This is a genomic window from Brachybacterium sp. ACRRE (assembly GCF_022346485.1).
Classification (GTDB): domain Bacteria; phylum Actinomycetota; class Actinomycetes; order Actinomycetales; family Dermabacteraceae; genus Brachybacterium; species Brachybacterium halotolerans.
On sequence record NZ_JAKRMO010000010.1, the window covers coordinates 1 to 16,425 of the forward strand.

Consider the following 16,425-nt stretch of genomic DNA (forward strand, 5'->3'; position numbering starts at 1 on the left):
GGGCAGGACGAGGACGGCGGGGCGGGCGGAGGGTGGTGTCGGATGCGGATGCGGATGCGGATGCGGATGCGAATGCGGGTGGGGATGCGGATGCGGAACCGGTTGCGGATGCGGTTGCCGGCGCCAGTGCCGGTGCCAGCGCGGTGCCGGTCGCGGCCGGCTCCGGGGAGGCGGACTGCGCGTCGTCGTCCGTGCTCACGTGCTCCGCGAGGTCCAGGCGCACGTGCGCGCGCGTGATGAGATCGGGGTCGTGCGTCGCGGCCAGCACCGCGCAGCCGCGCGCGGTCGCCTCCTCGAGCAGGGCGAACAGCTGGGTGCGACGCTCCTGGTCGAGTCCCACGGTGGGCTCGTCCAGCACGAGGAGGGCGGGTTCCTGGGCGAGGGCGGCGATGATCGCGAGGCGCCGCTGCTCGCCCCCGGAGAGCTCGAAGGGCTGAGCGTCCGAGAGGTGCGCGAGGTCGGCGCGCTGCAGCAGGCTCTCGGCGAGTTCGGAGTCGTGCGCCCAAGGCGAGGCGGTGACCTCAGCGCGCACGGTGCGGGCGACGAAGGAGTGCTCGGGCTCCTGAGGGACGAAGGCGATCCTCGAGGGCTCGGGACGCTCGAGGTGTCCTCCGGCCGGGTCGGCGAGGCCCAGGATCGTGCGCAGCAGCGTGGTCTTGCCGCTGCCGCTCGGCCCGGTGAGGACCGCGACACATCCTGCGGGGACGGCCAGGTCGAGGCCGTCGAGGAGGGGAGAGGCGACGGTCCGCTTCCCCCGGGCCTCGTCCCGTCGTCGCCGTCGCGCGATCGAGACTCTCGAGAGCGACAGCACCGGTGTGCCGGACGTGCCGGATGCGCGCGCAGAGGCCGGCATGGCGGTCGGGTCGGGAGCGGCGGCCGGATCGGGCATGGCGGCCGGATCGGGCTGCTCGAGGACGTCGTCGGGAGCGCCGTCCGCGAGCACGTGCGCCTGCGCTCCGAGCACGATCACGCGGTCCACGTGCGGGGCCCAGCCGTCGGCGTCGTGGTCGGCGACCACCAGGGTGCGATCGCCGACCGCATCCAGGATCGCGGCGCGGACCTCGCGGGCCGTCGGCCGATCGAGCATGCTCAGCGGCTCGTCCAGCAGCAGCGCACCGGGATCCAGCGCCAGGGAGCCGGCGAGGGCGAGCCTCTGCTGCTGCCCGCCGCTGAGATCCCACGGCGAGGTCGCGGCGTCCAGCCCGACGCGCGCCGCGTGCAGGGCGGAGGTCACGCGGCGCTGGATCTCCTCGCGGTCCAGCGCCGCGTTCTCGGGACCGAAGGCCGCGTCTCGGCCGACGCTCCCGCCGATCAGGGCGTGCAGCGGCTGCTGCAGGAGCAGTCCGCGCTCGCCCGGCCGGGTGGGGCCGGTGGCATCGCCCGCGAGGTCGCCCGTGCTGGTGTCGAGCAGGCCCGTGAGGGCCCGGAGCACGGTCGACTTGCCGCCGCCGCTGGGTCCCGTGAGCAGCACGCGCTGGCCGGCCGGGATGTGCAGGGTGAGGTCGTCGATCGTCGGGTGGGAGCGGGTCGACGGTGTCCAGGTGACGGCGTCGAGACCGAGCGGCACGGCGGCGTGGGAGGCGGGACCCGTTCCGTCGGGAGCCGCGTCGCCGAGCGTCCTGTCGGCCCCAGCGGTCGTCCCGTCGGCCCCAGAGGTCGCCCCGAGCACCGTCGGCCCCGCGCTCATGCGCGCGACCGCCGTCCCCACTGGCGCCCTGCCGGGAAGGCGCTCAGGGCGCCGGTCGCACCGAGGGCGCGCACGATCAGCCACCCCAGCACCCCGCACAGCAACGCGCCGGAGACGATGAAGAAGCCCAGCAGCGCCCAGGCCGAGGCCCAGGACCACTCGGGGTAGTAGGAGAAGCGCTCGTAGACCCATTCGAGGATCCCCGAGAGTGCGCCGCCGGCGATCGCCACGGGCAGGGTGAAGCGGCGGTAGGCGGTGACGAGGAACGCGATCTCGACGCCTCCGCCCTGCAGCAGGCCGCTGACCACGGTGCCGATGCCCCACTGCCCGCCGAGGACCATCTCGAGGACGGCGGCGATGACCTCCGCCAGCACGGCGGCGCCGGGACGGCGCACGATGAGCATCGCCACCAGCGCAGGCAGGAACCACACGCCCGCGAGCAGCCCCACCGACGGGGGCAGGACGGCCTGCAGCGGGGTGAAGAGCGTGTACACCTGGCCCCAGGCGAGGAACACGAAGGCGAAGACGACGCCGATCGCGACCGTCAGCACGAGGTCCACGGTGCGGTAGGCCGGCAGCGGCCGACGTGCGAGGGCGTCGCTCGCCGGTGCGGGTGCCGGTGCCGATGCCGGTGCAGACGCCTGTGCGGGTGACTGGGCAGGTGCCGGTGCTCCGCCGGTCGCCGCGGTCTTCTCGGCGCGCGCGGACGAGGCGGCGGGGGTGGAACTGGTCGACATCTGGTTCTCCTTCCGATGCGGAAGGGGCCGCGAGGCCCGTCGGCCCCGGATGCAGAGATCCGGCGCGGCGGACATCGCAGAAGAATCCCGACTCCCTACGCCGGTCTGAACCGGATCAGGTTCGAGGGTCTGCGCTCTGTGCGCACTCTCAGCACCTCTGCGGTGCTCCCCTGTCTGTGGATGTCAGCGTCGATGATATCGCGCGGGGCGGTCGGTGCGCCCTCGGGATGTGCGCCAGATCGCCCGGGTCGGCCGACGCCCGACGACTCGTGCGAGGCGACGGGATCCGACGGTCCCGTCCCGACCCGCTCCCGAACGGCCGAACCGGCGAACGGGCGAAGGGGCGAAGGGGCGAAGGGGCGAAGGGGCGCGAGAAGTACGAAACGGTTGCCAAGAGCGCTCATGGCAACCGTTTCGTACTTCTCGCGACGCCGGCGGGGCGCGGATGGGCCGACGAGCGGTCGGCGGGGCTTCAGCGCGCGCGGATCAGCGGCGGGCGCGGATGGCCTGGTCGATCGCCTCGGCGGCGGCGCGGGGATCGTCGGGGGAGAGCAGGAAGTGGGTGCCCTCGCGGCCGATGATCTCCACGAGGGTCCCGGGGCGCGAGACCATCAGGCGGTAGGAGGACCGCTGCTCGCCGGTGGTGAAGACCTTGCGGCCGGGCAGCGCCTCGATGCTCCCGTTCTCGGGCGAGATCACGCGGCCGCGGCGCCAGCCGAGCCCGCCCACCGTCGCGCCGAGCGACTCTCCCGGGATGCGGCGCAGCTGCACGGTGCGGAAGTCGGCGACGGGCCAGGCGGGGCGCGGCAGGAAGCCTCCGAGGCTCACGGTCACCCCGCCCCCGTCGACCACGAACCGGGTGGACAGCCGCATCCACGACCAGAAGGCGTACACGAGCACGGCCAGGGCGAGCACCAGGCCCAGCACGACCGTCTCGCCCCGCGCCCAGGCGAGCGCGTACCCGGCGATGCCGACGCCGATCACGACGCTCATGCCGATGCGGGTCCAGCCCACCGCGCCGGGCGTCGTCCGCCCCACGTGGAAGGGCGCCTCGGGCCTGCTCACGCCGTCCTCACCAGATGCTCACGCGCTCTTCGGGCGCGCGGTACATCGCGTCGTCCTCGCGCACGTCGAAGGCCGCGTGGAAGGCGTCGAGGTTGCTCGCGATCGCATTGCAGCGGAACTCGGCGGGGGAGTGCGGGTCGATCGCCAGCATGCGCGCCGCATCCTGCGCGCGGGACTTCGCGCGCCACACCGTGGCCCAGGACCAGAACACGCGCTGCAGTCCGCTCATGTCGTCCAGGCGCGGCGGGTTCCCGCCGGAGCGCGCGAGGTAGGCCTTGATCGCGATGGTGAGCCCGCCCAGGTCGCCGATGTTCTCGCCGATCGTGAGGCTGCCGTTGACATGGGGCAGCTCATCGTCGCCGTCGGTCGCGTCTGACGCCTTCGCCTCAGCCTGCTCGCGCAGCACGCGCGGGGTGAGGGCGTCGAACTGGTCGATGAGCGCACGGGTGCGCTGCTCGAAGGCCTCGCGGTCCTCGTCAGTCCACCAGGAGCGCAGGTTCCCCTCGCCGTCGTACTTGGAGCCCTGGTCGTCGAAGCCGTGCCCGATCTCGTGGCCGATCACGGCGCCGATGCCGCCGAAGTTCACGGCGTCCTCGGCCTCGGCGTCGAAGAACGGCGGCTCGAGGATCGCGGCGGGGAAGACGATCTCGTTCGCTCCCGGGTTGTAGTAGGCGTTGACCGTCTGCGGGGTCATGTGCCACTCGTCGCGGTCGACGGGCCCGTCGAGCTTCGCGAAGTCATGGGCGGCATCGTGCATGCGGGCGGCGCGCACCGAGGCGACGAGGTCGTGCGGGTCCAGCACCAGACCCTCGTAGGTGCGCCACACGTCGGGGTAGGCGATCTTCGGGGTGAACAGCTCGAGCTTGGCGAGGGCCTTCTCGCGGGTGCCCGGCGTCATCCACGCGAGCGTCGAGATCGACTCGCGGTAGGCGTCCAGCAGCGCGCCGACCAGCTCCTGCATGCGCGCCTTGTGGTCCGGCGGAAAGTGCCGGGCGACGTAGTCCTGTCCGATCGCGAAGCCGACGGCACCCTCGACCAGCGAGATGCCGCGCTTCCAGCGCTCGCGCAGCTGCTCGGCGCCGGAGAGGGTGCGCCCGGAGAAGTCGAAGTCCTCCTCGACGAAGGCAGAGGAGAGGTACGGGGCGAAGGCGCCGACGGTGTGCAGGGCGGCCCAGGTGCGCAGCACGGCGAGGTCCTCGGCCGCGAGCAGCGGGGCGACGGCCTCGACGAACTCGGGCTGGCTCACGCAGACCACGTCGAAGGCGCCGGCGGGCGCGCCCGTGCCCTGGACGTACGCGTCCCAGGGGAACGCGGGGGCGAGGGATTCCCGCTGCGCGGCGTCCATCGGGTTGTTCGACTTCTCGCTGTCGCGCAGGCGCACCCGGTCCACGTGGCACGCCGCGAGCCGCGTCTCGAAGTCCATGACTGCGCGGGCCAGCTCGTCCGAGTCCCCGGCGACGAGTCCCTCGCGGTCGGGCAGGGACGCGAGGTCGGCGAGGCGCGCGAGATGGCCGACGTAGGCCTCGCGGATCGGTGCGTAGGAGTCCTCGCGGTAGTAGGACTCGTCGGGCAGGCCCAGCCCGCCCTGGTGCAGCTTGATCTGGTAGCGGGAGGAGTCGTCGTCATCGGTCCACACATAGGCGTGCAGGGCGCTGGTGCCGGCCACGGGGGAGGCGAGCAGGCGCACCAGATCCGCGAGCGAGTCCGTGGAGGCGACCTCGTCGAGAAGAGGGACCAGCGGCGCGGCGCCGGCGGCCTCGACCGCGTCCTCGTCCATGAACAGCCGGTAGAGCAGGCCCGCGCGTCCACGATCCGTCTCCGGGGCGTCGCCGGATGCGAGTGCCGCGGCGAGCTCGGGATCCTCGGCGGCCTCCTCGACGATGGCGCGCACGCGCTCCTCCGCGAGGTCCCGCAGGCGTCGGAACTCCCCGTCGGACGCGCGATCGGCGGGGATCTCGTGCTCCGCGAGCCAGGTGCCGTTGACGTGTCCGAACAGGTCGTCCTGCACGCGGATCGAGTCCGAGACGCCGCTGCGGTCCAGGCCCGAGCGGATCTCGGATCCGGCCGGCGCTGCGGTCGGGGCGCTGTCGGAGGGGACGGCATCGGTCATGGTGACTCCTTCGTCGAAGAGGGTGGCGTCGGGCCGGTCGGTCCGTCGGCGGACGCGCTCCGCGCGCCGACAGCCGTCCGGATCGCGGGGATCAGAGGGTGGACAGTCCCAGCAGCGCGAGCGCGGCGGTGAGCACGCCGATACCGAAGGGCGCGTACGCCCACAGGGTGTGCGGGCGCTCGCCCGGGCTGCGGCGCTGCAGGATCAGGGTGGACAGTCCCGTCGCGATCGACAGCACGATGGTGCCGATCGTGAGCACGGGGGAGAGCACGATCAGCACGGTCGCGCCGATCTGGAAGAGCGCGGTGCCCACGACGTCCAGGACGCGCAGCACCATCGAGCGGGGCACGCTCACCTTCTCGGTGAGGAAGGTGCCGACGGCCTCGGTCGCCCACGCGGAGGGCGCGGCGATCCGGCGCCGGGCGCTCACCGTCTGCGCGGTGGCCAGGACGATCCAGACCAGCGCCGTGCCGAGCCCGAGCCAGATGCCCATGGGGCCGACGGCCTCCGAGGGCCAGAGCAGGCCCGCGAAGAGCACCGCGGCCAGGCGCAGCACCTCCTCGACGCTCGAGCGCACCGCCATCGGTCCGGGGTTGACGGCGAGGCGTCTCTGGACCTTCGAGACGAACATGCTGGTGACCACGACGACCACGAGCTGCAGGGCGCCGAGGGCGATGCCGAGCACGAGGGGCAGCGGGGTCGAGGGCGTCGCGGGCAGGCAGACGAGCACGAGGACGACGGCGACCGCGGGGATCACGAGCGAGACGATTGACAGTCCGCGCACGAGCGCGCTGACGATCTCCGCGCCCGTGGGCGGATGGTCGTGCCCGGTGTGGTCGTGGGGGTCCGAGCCGTGCGGGTCGCTGCTGCAGGAGGCGGCCTCGCCGGGGACCTCGGGATCCGCGGCGGAGGACGGAGAGGACGAGGTGGTCATGGGGCTCCTTCGAAGTCGCTCCACTGTATCGGCCGTGCCTGGTGCTCCGCTGGTGGCAGGGCCCTCGAGGAGGCGGGCGGAACACCGGGCGTCGGCGCGGATGCGCTGGTGCGCGACGTGTCCGGGCCGCCGATCGTCACGTCCGTGTGAGGTTCTCCCCACCGGGGGCCATGTGCGTCCGGGGACCGGACATTCTCCCGGACATGGCCCATGGTCGTGTGGAAACATGTCCTCGTGACCCGCGACCAGCCCTGCGACGACGCCCGGACCTCGGACGGCGACGTCCTCGAGCGCGCCATCGGCGCGGTGGTCGCGGCGGCCGCGGGCGACGCCCTGGGCGCACCGTACGAGTTCCAGGGCCCCATCGCCCCGAGCGAGGACGTGGGCATGATCGGCGGCGGCGTCCTGGAGTGGGGCGAGGCGGAGTGGACCGACGACACCTCGATGGCGATCGTCGTCCTCGAGGCGGCGGCCGCGACCCCCGGCACCCACGACCTGCGCACGGCGTCCGCCCTCGATCAGATCGCGCGCGAGTGGTACGCGTGGTCGATGGGCACCCCGGACATCGGCGCCTTGACCTCGACCGTCATGCGCCGCGCGGCCGACGTGGCCCGCGGGGCCGGGCACTCCATGCCCCATGCGAGCGACCTCCGGCAGGCCGCCGAGGACGCGCACCGCGACCTCCCGCGGGTCGCGGGCAACGCCGCGCTCATGCGCTCCCACGCGAGCGTGCTGCCCTATCTCTTCTCCTCCGACGAGGACACCGAGGACGCGATCCGCACGATCTGCCGCCTCACCCATGTGCACCCCGACGCGGTCGAGGCCTGCGTGCTGTGGGGGTTCGCGGTGCGTCACGCGATCCTGAGCGGCGAGATCGACGTGCGCGTGGCCCTGGACCGTCTCCCGGAGGATCGCCGCGAGCTCTGGCGGGAGCGCATCGAGGAGGCCGAGTCGGCGCGTCCCGTCGACTTCCCGCGCAACGGCTGGGTGGTCGCCGCGTTCCAGGGGGCGTGGTCGGCGGTGCACAGCGTGCTGCCCCTGCCCGAGGACCGATTCGCCCGCCGTGCGGCCCTCGTGGATGCGCTCTCCTCGGCGGTCCGCGCGGGCTACGACACCGACACCGTCGCGTGCATCACCGGTGCGCTGGTGGGCGCCGCGCTCGGCCCCAAGGCCGTGCCGCCGGAGTGGCGGCGCGAGATGTTCGGCTGGCCCGGCTACGAGGTCGCCGAGCTCGAGAGCCTCGTCGAGCGCGTGGTGGCCCCGGCCGAGCAGCGCCGCTGCCCGTCCGACGCCGCCGGCTGAGGTGTGAAGGCCGAGGGCTGAGAGCCGAGGACTGAGGCCGAGGGCTGAGACTCAGTCCCTCCCGGCGGTGATCCGCAGGCCGGTGCGCAGCGGGACGTCCTGCAGCTGGCCTCCCACGTGCCGCACGCGCACCCCGCCCGGCACGCCCTCGAGGTCGCCGATCACCGTGAGCTGGGTGCGGTAGGCGCGCAGCGCCGCGGCCAGGGCGGAGGCTGAGCCCGGCTGGTCGCGGAAGGCGAAGGGCTCTCCGTCGGCCGCGGCCTCGGGATCGGGCTCGCTCGCGACCTCCACGAACGGCACGCCCTGCGCGCACGCCGCCCCGGCCGTCGCCTCGTGCGCGCGCAGATGGTCGGGGTGCCCGTAGGTGCCCTGGTCGTCGTAGCCGAGGACCACGTCGGGCCGCACGTGCGCGATGAGCGCGGAGAGGTCGGCGATCTCCTGGTCGAGATCCTGATGGGTGAAGCTCGTCGGGCCCGCGGTCTCCGACGGACCGGCGACGCCCTCGCGCACCCAGCGCATGCCCGAGTCTCGGTAGCGCCGGGGCGCGGCGCCCTCGGCCAGGGCCGGGGCCTCGCCGAGCATGTGGTGCTCGTCGATACCCAGCGCTCCGAGGGCGCGGCGCACCTCCTGCGCGCGGACCTCCTCGAGGGGGCGCTCGTCGTCCTCGGGAATCGCGCCGGGGACGACCTCGCCCTCCTCGCCGCGGGTCGCGGTGACGACCACGACGCGGGTTCCGCGCGCGGAGAGGTCGGCCAGCAGCGCACCGGTGGCGAGCGATTCGTCGTCGGGGTGGGCGTGCACGGCCAGCACGGTGCCGGCGGTGCGCACCAGGTGCCAGGGGTCCGACGGGCCGTGGGCGGCTCCGCCGTGGACGACGGCCCGGTAGATCCGCTCGAGGTGATGGGCGCACGCCTGCCAGGTGCGGGTCTCCGCGAAGGCGCGCACGGCGCGGGAGGCCTCCTGGAAGGCCGCCTCCTCGCCGATCAGGGACTCGACGGCCTCGGCCCAGACGTCCGGGTCGCGGCCGGCGATCAGGCGGCTGCCGGGGCCCACGGCCTCCTGCACGCCGCCCGCGCGGTCCCAGGCGACCACCGGGGTGCCGCTGGACTGGGCCTCGAGGGCGACCAGCCCGAACGTCTCCGACCAGCTGGGCAGCAGGAGGACGGCGGCCTCGCGCATGCGGGCGGCCAGCTCGTCCTGGTCCATGGAGCCGGCGAACGCGACGCGGTCGGCGAGGCCCAGCGAGCGGGCGGACTCCTCGAGCTCCGCGCGGTAGGCCGCGAAGTCCTCCGAGGCGGCGCCCACCAGCACCAGACGGGCCCTGCAGGACTCGTCGAGCCGGGCGAGCACGTCGAGGGCGAGGTCCGGCGCCTTGAGGGGCTGCAGCCGCGCGGCGAACAGCATCGTGGGCTCCTCCAGTCGCTCCTGAGGGCTCAGAGGGGAGGGGCGGAAGCGTGCGGTGTCGACGCCCGGCGGGACCACGAGCACGCGATCCGAGGGGACCCCGTAGCGCTCGCGGACCGTGCGGGCCTCGGCCTGGGAGACGGCGATGACCAGCTGGGATTCCCTCGCCGTGCGGCGCTCGCCGGGGATGCGACCGGCGGACTCGGCGGGTTCTCCGGCGCCCAGCGTGGTCGAGCCCTCCGGGGCCGCGACGGAGTGGAAGGACTGCAGGTGCGGCAGCTGATGCCGGTGGGCGACGGGCAGCGCGGCCACGCCGCTGAACCAGTGGTGGGAGTGGATCAGGGAGTACGGCTCCCCGGCCTGCTCGGCGTCGGAGACGAGTCGCTCGAGGTCCGCGGAGAACGGCTCGATGGCCTGCTCCATCGCGCTCTTGGCGAGCGGCGTCGCGGGACCGCCGTGCAGCAGGACCTGACGCAGGCGCGGGGCGACCGAGCGGATCGCAGGCGCGTCGGGATCGCTGCGGCGGGTGACGATGTCGACCTGGTGGCCGGCGGCGGCGAGGGCGCGCGCCTGCTCGAGGACCACCACGTTCATGCCGCCGGCATCGGCGCCGCCGGGCACTGCGAGCGGGGAGGTGTGCAGCGAGACGAGCAGCAGGCGCAGCGGCGTGGTTGACATGTACATCATCCTAAGAGTGGAAGGGCTCCCGCGGAGCGCGCGATCGCGCAGGACGCACGCCGCATCCGCGCCTGGGAACCGGCGCAGAGGGCCCCTGGTGTTCGCTGGTGACGAAACCGGTGTGCGCCAGGCCTCGGTCATATTGAATGTTGGATGAAGGTCGATACCCTGAACTGCATGGACACCGCCCCCACGATCGACTGGCACGCATACAACGCCAGTGCTGCGGCGCGTCCCGCCCGGCGGGTCGTGACGCAAGCTGTGCACGCCGCGGGCGGAGATGGGCCCGGGAAGGTCGCGATCGACATCGGCGCCGGTGGTGGCGCCGACGCGCTCGAATTCGCGCGCCGCGGCCTGACCGTCCACGCCTACGACACCGATGACACGCTCACGCAGCGCCTCGTCGAGAACGAGCGCATGACCGGTCGCATCAACTTCCATCACATGGATGCGCGGGACGTCGAGCAGTTCCCCGCGGCCGACATCGTCTACTCCGCCTACGCCCTGCCGATGCTGGGCCCGGACGGTCTGCGCGAGATCTGGCCGAAGCTCACCGGAGCGCTGAAGATCGGCGGCGTGATCGCCGTGGACCTGTTCGGCGAGTCGGACAGCTGGGCCGAGCGCGAGGACATCGCAACCCTGAGCGCCCAGGAGATCGGCGAGATGTTCCGCGGGTTCCGCGTGCTGGACCGCGAGGTCCGCAACGAGGACGGCCGCTCCTACAGCTCCGCGAAGAAGCACTGGCACGTCATCTCGACGCTGGCCCGCCGCCTGAGCTGAGGCCCGGCCCGTGGGTCAAGGCGCCGGCCGGCGGCGTCACGCGGCGCGGGCCGACCGCAGGCCGATGAGCGCCGAGCGCACCACCTGCTCCACGCTCGCGCAGCGCCGCACGCTCGCGCGCCCCTGACGGCGCACGACCACGACCCACGAGGCGCCTCCTCGGTCGGGGAGCCTCCCGATCTCGATCCCGTCGGCGCTCCCAGCGCATGCCGTGCTCGCCGTCGCGGCGGGGAACCGCACCAGCAGCGATCCGCTCGAGGTCTCCACGATGCGCCGCTCGAGCCCGGGCGCCCTCAGCAGGAGCCCCGCGCGGATGCGGTCGCGCTCCCGGCGCACGGTCCGCTCGGGATGGACGGCGCGCACCCGGGACCCAGGATGTCCGACGGTGTCCATGACTCCTCCTTCCCGCCTCCGGCGGCGCCGGCGGCTTCGGTCTTCGGAGACTAGGAGAGGGGTGGGACGAACGAGCGTTCGAACGCCCGCGCCCTCGATCGCCATCGCCATCGCCATCGCCGTCGCCACAGCTGTCGCCACCGCTGTCGCCATAGCCAGGCACGCATCCGGGGGACCGGTGCGATCCGTTAGGGTGTTCCCGGCGGCGATCCACCGCCCAGCCCGGCGTCGGCCCCAGCCCGCGCCCTCGGGGCGAAGGGGAGCAGATCCTCGGATCCGGACCGATCATCGTCGAGGCATCGCGCCGCCGATGCAGGCTGGGGATGCCATGGCGGCAGAGGTGATCCGATGACCCGCTCCTCCGACTTCAAGAAGCTCGTGCGCGCCCGCATGGAGCGCACAGGCGAGAACTTCACGGCGGCCCGCGCCGCGCTGCTCGCGCAGGCCGCGACCCGACCCGAGCGCATCGCCGTCCCGACGCCCGATCCCGCGGCGGCGCGTGCGCGCCACGAGAAGCTCATCCGCCCCTTTCTGCGCGACGGCGGGCTCGAGCGCATCCCCGCCAAGCGCAAGACGCGCCTCTCGGTGCTGCTCGAGCTGCTCGCGCGCTTCGCCCCCGGGGAGGTCTATACCGAGGCCGAGGTCGGCGACATCCTGCGGCCCGTCCACGAGGACGTCGCCTACCTGCGCCGCGAGCTCGTCGACTACGGTTACCTCGAGCGCGACGGCGTGGGCACCTACTGGCTCCCGGACGCGCCGCCGGTTCGCGTGGGCAACATGGCCCAGGAGGTCAGCGACTGGGAGGCCGTCTGGCTGCCGCGCTTCCTCGCCGGGACCCTCGGTGAGGAGCTCGGCGCATCCGCCGAGCCTGCGGATCCCACCCGGCCCGCAGATCCCGCCGAGCCCGGAGGGCCCGCGGGCCCCGCGGGACCCGCAGGCCCCGCGGACCCTGCGGTCAGCGCGTGAACGGTGCGGAGGCCGCGTCCAGGGCGGCGACGTCCTCGGTCGTGAGCTCCAGCTCCGCGCCGGCGATCAGCGCCGGGAGCTGAGCGGTGGTGCGGGCCGAGGCGACCGGCGCGGTCACGCCCTTCGCGCGCAGCCAGGCGAGGGCCACCGCCGTCGGCTCGGCGTCGTGGCGTGCGGCGACGTCGACGAGGACGTCCACGAGGGCGAAGCCCTCGGACGTGCCGTAACCGGAGAGCTGGGCGCCGCGGGCGACCCCCTCGAGGTCTGCCGCGGAGCGGTACTTGCCCGTGAGCAGGCCGGCGGCGAGCGAGAAGTAGCTGAACAGGGCGAGGTCGTTCTCCTCGACGACCTGCCCGTAGCCGTTCTCGACGTCCGCGCGGTGGGCGAGGGAGTACTGCACCTGGATGGCCGAGGGCACGGTGAGGTCCTCGGCGCGGGCCGCGTCGATCCAGGCGCGCTGGCGCTCGGGGGAGAGGTTCGAGATGCCGATGGCGCCCACCTTCCCGGCGCGCACCAGGGAGTCGAAGGTGCGGGCGAGCTCGGCGGGGGACTGCGTCTCGTCGTCGAAGTGGGCGTAGTAGAGGTTCACGCGGTCGGTGCCGAGGCGGGCGAGGGAGTCCTCGAGGGCGGCCTCGACGTTCTCCCGCGCGAGGCCCTTGCGGGAGGCGAGGGAGCCGACCTTCGTGGCGAGCACGACCTGGTCCCGGGTGCCGCGCGCGGCGAGCCAGCGGCCGATCACGGCCTCGGAGACGCCGCCGTCGTTGCCCGGGGCCCACGCGGAGTAGACGTCGGCCGTGTCGATCTGGCGACCTCCGGCGGCGAGGAAGGCGTCGAGCACGGCGAAGGACTGGTCCTCGTCGCTGGTCCAGCCGAAGGTGTTTCCGCCGAGGACGAGGGGGAGGTCGCCGATGAGGTCGTTGGTCATGTGCCACTCCTGCGATGTCGAGGGGTCAGTGCTGATGCGTCACCGCCGACGATAGGACCATGACCTGACATGCGTCCGAAGGGTGTTCACGGGCCGACACGAGGCTTCGGCGGGATACGAGGACCGCTCGACGGGCGCCTCGGGGTCAGCGGGCGAGGACCCGACCGGCCGCGCCGAGCACGGCGTCCCGCCATCCCGCGGATCCGTCGGCCATCGCGGCGCGCAGCATCGCCTCCGAGCCGAGCCTCCAGCCCTGGTCGACCAGGTGCCGCCGCGCGGCGTAGCGGGCCAGGGCGGGGCGGATGCGCTGCGCGCCGTCGAGCGCCGTGGCGAGGGCGGCGGCGTCCGAGAGCGCGGTGTTCGCTCCGTGCCCCAGGTTCGGCGCCATCGCGTGCGCGGCGTCGCCGATCAGCACCACGTCCTCGCGCACGGGCCGCACCGGCGGGACGGTGAACAGGCCGTGCACCGTCGTGCGCGCGGGCACAGCCGCCTCGAGGACGGCATCGATCGACGCCCGTGCGCCGCCCACGACGCTCCGCAGGTGCGCGAGGTCGCCCTCGCGATCGGGGGCCCGGTGCTCGGGCACGGACGCGAACCAGTTGGTGCCGCCCCCTGTGAGCGGCGTGATGCCGAACAGCCACCCGCCGCCCCAGGTCTCCGAGATCTCCGGCGGCGCCTGCGGGGTGATGCCGCGCAGGATCGTCATCCCGTGCCCGCGGACCCGGGCTCCCTCGCCCCAGCCGGAGAGCCGGGTCAGCGAGTGCAGTCCGTCGGCGCCCACGAGCACGTCGGCCCCGCGCCGCAGCGGACGCACGTCCTGGACGCGCATCCGTCGCCGTCGTACCTCGCTCGGCAGCGCCCTGCGCAGGCAGGCGAGCAGGTGCGGGCGCGGCACCAGCAGTGCATCGCCCGAGGGCAGGGTCGCGAGCACTCGGCCCTCGCGCCCCACCAGGCGTCCCTCCCGCGGGGCCGTCGCTCCCGCGCTCACGGCGTCGAGGACGCCGATCCGCGCGAGCACCCGCTGGGCCGGCGGGAACAGAGCGAGGGAGGTCCCCAGCGCCGGCTGCGCGAAGTCCTCGTCGATCAGCTCGACCTCGTGGCCGGCGGCCGCGAGGAGGGCCGCCGCCGCTGTCCCGGCGACGCCCGCGCCGAGGATCCGGATGCGCAGCACCCGCCGGAAGCGCTCGGGCCCCGCGGACGAGGACCCGCGGCGGGCATCACGCACCCGGGACCGGCCTCTCCTCGGGGCCGACGTACTCCGAGAGCGGGCGGATCAGGGCGTTCGCGGCCCGCTGCTCCATGATGTGCGCGGTCCACCCGGTGATCCGCGAGGCGATGAACAGCGGCGTGAACATCTCGGTGTCGAAGCCCATCAGGTGGTACGTCGGCCCGGCGGGGTAGTCGAGGTTGGGCTTGATGGACTTCGCCTCGTCCATCGACTGCTCGAGCCCGTCGTAGAGGCCGAGGATCTCCGGGCGGCCCACGTGGTCGATCATCGCGTCGAGCGCCTGCTTCATGGTGGGCACGCGCGAATCGCCGTTCTTGTAGACGCGGTGACCGAAGCCCATGACCTTCTTCTTCTGCGCGAGGGCGTCATCCATCCAGGCCTTCGCGCGGTCCTTCGCCGCGGACTCGGACTCCTCGGGGCGGATTCCGATCTCCTCGAAGGTGTGCATGACCGCCTCGTTGGCGCCGCCGTGCAGGGGACCCTTGAGAGCGCCGATCGCGCCCACGACCGCCGAATGCAGGTCGGACAGAGTCGAGGTGATCACGCGCGCGGTGAAGGTGGAGGCGTTGAAGGAGTGCTCGGCGTAGAGCACCATCGAGACGCGGAAGGCATCGACGACCTCGGGCGCCGCCTCCTCCCCGAAGGTCATCCACAGGAAGTTCTGGGAGTAGTCGAGGTCCTCGCGCGGGGAGATCGGCTCGGTGGGCCCTCCGGCGCGCCGTCGCCGCTGCTCGTAGGCGATGACGGCGGGAAGCTGCGCGAGCAGCTGCCGGGCCTTCTCGAGCTCCGCGGCGGGCGCGTCGTCCTGCGCGGTGGGATCCAGGCCGCCCAGCACCGAGACGGCGGTGCGCACGGAATCCATCGGGTGGCAGGTGGTGGGCAGGGAGTCCAGGGCCGCCTTCACCTCGGACGCGAGCGCGCGGTGGGAGCGCTCGTGGGCGCGGTCCTCCTCGAGCTCCGCCTCCGTGGGCAGCTCGCCGGTCCACAGCAGATGGGCGACGGCCTCGAAGGGCTGGGTCGCGGCGAGCTGCGGCACCGGATAACCGCGGTAGAGCAGGGAGTTGGTCTCGGGGTTGACCTTCGAGATCGCGGTGACGTCGGTGACGACGCCCGCGAGCCCGCGGTGGATCTCGGGGCCGGCCGACGGGTCCTGCGCGGGGTCGCTCTGGCTGCTCGGGCTCATGACTCGCTCCTCTGCTCGTCCGTGCTCATGGTTCCGCTGGTGCTGCTGCTGGTGCTGTGAGTGCTGTCTGCGGTGCCTGCGCTGTCCGCGGTGCCTGCGCTGTCTGCGGCGCCCGCGCTGTCGGTCCCGGCCCGGCCGGGGACCTCGAAGTCGAAGATGCCGGTGTCGAAGCTGCTGAAGGACTCGTAGTCCACGAGGTCGTAGAGCCGCGCACGGGTGAGCATCTCGTCGACGTGGGACGCCTGGGACCCTTCGACGCGGATGGTCTGCAGGACGCGCTCGATCGCGCCCATCGCGGTGCGCAGCAGCGTCACGGGGTAGATGACGAGCGCGACGCCGGTCTGCGCGAGCTGCTCCCGGGTGTACAGCGCGGACTTCCCGAACTCCGTCATGTTGGCCAGCACGGGCACGTCGACCGCCCGGCACACGGCCTCGAACTCGGAGAGGTCCGCCATCGCCTCGGGGAAGATCGCGTCGGCCCCCGCGTCCACGAGGGCGCGCATGCGCTCGATCGCGGCGTCGAGCCCGGCGCCGGCGCGCAGGTCCGTGCGTGCCATCACCAGGAAGTCCGGATCACGGCGGGCGTCGACCGCGGCGCGGATCCTCTGCACGGCGGTCGCGGTGTCCACGGTGGCCTTGCCGTCGAGGTGGCCGCAGCGCTTGGGGTTGACCTGGTCCTCGATGTGGCAGCCCGCCAGACCCGCGTCCTCGAGCTCCTGGATCGTGCGGGCCACGTTCATGGGCTCGCCGAAGCCGGTGTCCGCGTCGATGAGGCACGGCAGGTCGGTGGTGCGGGCGATCTGGGCGCCGCGGGCGGCGACCTCGGTGAGCGTGGTCAGGCCGATGTCCGGCAGCCCCAGCTCGTTCGCGAGCACCGCGCCGGAGATGTACACCCCCGGGAAGCCCTGCTCCTCGATGAGTCGGGTGGACAGCGGCGTGAAGGCGCCGGGGAACGGGGCGGCGGCGCCCGGGCGCAGCAGCGCGCGCAGGGCGCGGCGCTTGGCCGACGGGGTGGTCGTGGAGTTCAGCATCG

Annotated in this window: 14 protein-coding genes and 1 riboswitch; of the genes, 3 read left to right on the top strand and 11 right to left on the bottom strand. The window is 73.5% G+C overall.

Annotated elements, in window-relative coordinates; genetic code table 11:
• The 5 genes from MHY49_RS04545 to MHY49_RS04565 all read right to left on the bottom strand — a co-directional run.
• A partial coding sequence (locus tag MHY49_RS04545) for an ABC transporter ATP-binding protein (RefSeq protein WP_239202904.1) occupies nt 1–1,687 on the bottom strand: 1,687 nt, incomplete at its 3' end.
• Nucleotides 1,684–2,424 (bottom strand): ECF transporter S component, encoded by a 741-nt coding sequence (locus MHY49_RS04550; RefSeq protein ID WP_239202905.1) that lies wholly within the window; start codon nt 2,422–2,424, stop codon nt 1,684–1,686. The genes MHY49_RS04545 and MHY49_RS04550, both read right to left, overlap by 4 nt.
• 75 nt (nt 2,425–2,499) lie before the next feature.
• A riboswitch (TPP riboswitch) is annotated at nt 2,500–2,606 on the bottom strand.
• Nucleotides 2,607–2,910: 304 nt separating this feature from the next.
• Complete coding sequence (locus MHY49_RS04555; protein WP_239202906.1) at nt 2,911–3,489, bottom strand: hypothetical protein; 579 nt, start codon at nt 3,487–3,489, stop codon at nt 2,911–2,913.
• Nucleotides 3,490–3,496: 7 nt separating this feature from the next.
• The gene (locus MHY49_RS04560; protein ID WP_239202907.1) at nt 3,497–5,599 is read right to left on the bottom strand and encodes a M13 family metallopeptidase; all 2,103 of its coding nucleotides are present in this window, start codon (nt 5,597–5,599) and stop codon (nt 3,497–3,499) included.
• A gap of 91 nt (nt 5,600–5,690) precedes the next feature.
• Nucleotides 5,691–6,533: a hypothetical protein gene (locus MHY49_RS04565; RefSeq protein ID WP_228358759.1), complete on the bottom strand. Its 843-nt coding sequence runs from the start codon at nt 6,531–6,533 to the stop codon at nt 5,691–5,693.
• A gap of 234 nt (nt 6,534–6,767) precedes the next feature.
• On the opposite strand from MHY49_RS04565, the gene MHY49_RS04570 reads away from it, so the two are divergent.
• Entirely contained in the window at nt 6,768–7,835 is a 1,068-nt protein-coding gene (locus MHY49_RS04570) for an ADP-ribosylglycohydrolase family protein (RefSeq protein WP_239202908.1), read from the top strand.
• Between the two features lie 51 nt (nt 7,836–7,886).
• On the opposite strand, the gene MHY49_RS04575 is transcribed toward MHY49_RS04570, so the two are convergent.
• Nucleotides 7,887–9,917 (bottom strand): glycosyltransferase, encoded by a 2,031-nt coding sequence (locus MHY49_RS04575; protein ID WP_239202909.1) that lies wholly within the window; start codon nt 9,915–9,917, stop codon nt 7,887–7,889.
• A 177-nt stretch (nt 9,918–10,094) separates the two neighbouring features.
• On the opposite strand from MHY49_RS04575, the gene MHY49_RS04580 reads away from it, so the two are divergent.
• Nucleotides 10,095–10,697, top strand: coding sequence for a class I SAM-dependent methyltransferase (locus tag MHY49_RS04580; protein ID WP_228358756.1), 603 nt, complete (start codon nt 10,095–10,097; stop codon nt 10,695–10,697).
• 36 nt (nt 10,698–10,733) lie between these two features.
• Here MHY49_RS04580 and MHY49_RS04585 read toward each other — a convergent pair whose 3' ends face one another.
• On the bottom strand, nt 10,734–11,090 hold the full coding sequence (locus tag MHY49_RS04585) for an FAM98 family protein (RefSeq protein ID WP_239202910.1): 357 nt from the start codon (nt 11,088–11,090) through the stop codon (nt 10,734–10,736).
• Nucleotides 11,091–11,438: 348 nt separating this feature from the next.
• On the opposite strand from MHY49_RS04585, the gene MHY49_RS04590 reads away from it, so the two are divergent.
• On the top strand, nt 11,439–12,056 hold the full coding sequence (locus tag MHY49_RS04590) for a DUF2087 domain-containing protein (RefSeq protein WP_239202911.1): 618 nt from the start codon (nt 11,439–11,441) through the stop codon (nt 12,054–12,056).
• Here the strand turns inward: MHY49_RS04590 and MHY49_RS04595 are convergent.
• The 4 genes from MHY49_RS04595 to prpB form a co-directional block, all read right to left on the bottom strand.
• Nucleotides 12,046–12,981, bottom strand: coding sequence for an aldo/keto reductase (locus MHY49_RS04595; protein WP_239202912.1), 936 nt, complete (start codon nt 12,979–12,981; stop codon nt 12,046–12,048). The two genes, MHY49_RS04590 and MHY49_RS04595, sit on opposite strands and share 11 nt — an antisense overlap.
• A gap of 145 nt (nt 12,982–13,126) precedes the next feature.
• Entirely contained in the window at nt 13,127–14,206 is a 1,080-nt protein-coding gene (locus MHY49_RS04600; RefSeq protein ID WP_239202913.1) for an FAD-dependent monooxygenase, read from the bottom strand.
• On the bottom strand, nt 14,199–15,392 hold the full coding sequence (locus MHY49_RS04605) for a bifunctional 2-methylcitrate synthase/citrate synthase (RefSeq protein WP_239202914.1): 1,194 nt from the start codon (nt 15,390–15,392) through the stop codon (nt 14,199–14,201). The genes MHY49_RS04600 and MHY49_RS04605 overlap by 8 nt, the downstream gene beginning before the upstream one ends.
• Nucleotides 15,389–16,423, bottom strand: coding sequence for a methylisocitrate lyase (gene prpB, locus MHY49_RS04610; protein WP_239202915.1), 1,035 nt, complete (start codon nt 16,421–16,423; stop codon nt 15,389–15,391). Before prpB ends, MHY49_RS04605 begins: the two co-directional genes overlap by 4 nt.
• Nucleotides 16,424–16,425 lie beyond the last annotated feature (2 nt).

Bases quoted from the DNA above. Each gene is read 5' to 3' on its own strand.
- MHY49_RS04550 (WP_239202905.1), bottom strand. From the start codon at position 2,424: ATGTCGACCAGTTCCACCCCCGCCGCCTCGTCCGCGCGCGCCGAGAAG.
- MHY49_RS04560 (WP_239202907.1), bottom strand. From the start codon at position 5,599: ATGACCGATGCCGTCCCCTCCGACAGCGCCCCGACCGCAGCGCCGGCC.
- MHY49_RS04565 (WP_228358759.1), bottom strand. From the start codon at position 6,533: ATGACCACCTCGTCCTCTCCGTCCTCCGCCGCGGATCCCGAGGTCCCC.
- MHY49_RS04575 (WP_239202909.1), bottom strand. From the start codon at position 9,917: ATGTCAACCACGCCGCTGCGCCTGCTGCTCGTCTCGCTGCACACCTCC.
- MHY49_RS04580 (WP_228358756.1), top strand. From the start codon at position 10,095: ATGGACACCGCCCCCACGATCGACTGGCACGCATACAACGCCAGTGCT.
- MHY49_RS04585 (WP_239202910.1), bottom strand. From the start codon at position 11,090: ATGGACACCGTCGGACATCCTGGGTCCCGGGTGCGCGCCGTCCATCCC.
- MHY49_RS04590 (WP_239202911.1), top strand. From the start codon at position 11,439: ATGACCCGCTCCTCCGACTTCAAGAAGCTCGTGCGCGCCCGCATGGAG.
- MHY49_RS04595 (WP_239202912.1), bottom strand. From the start codon at position 12,981: ATGACCAACGACCTCATCGGCGACCTCCCCCTCGTCCTCGGCGGAAAC.
- MHY49_RS04605 (WP_239202914.1), bottom strand. From the start codon at position 15,392: ATGAGCCCGAGCAGCCAGAGCGACCCCGCGCAGGACCCGTCGGCCGGC.
- prpB (WP_239202915.1), bottom strand. From the start codon at position 16,423: ATGCTGAACTCCACGACCACCCCGTCGGCCAAGCGCCGCGCCCTGCGC.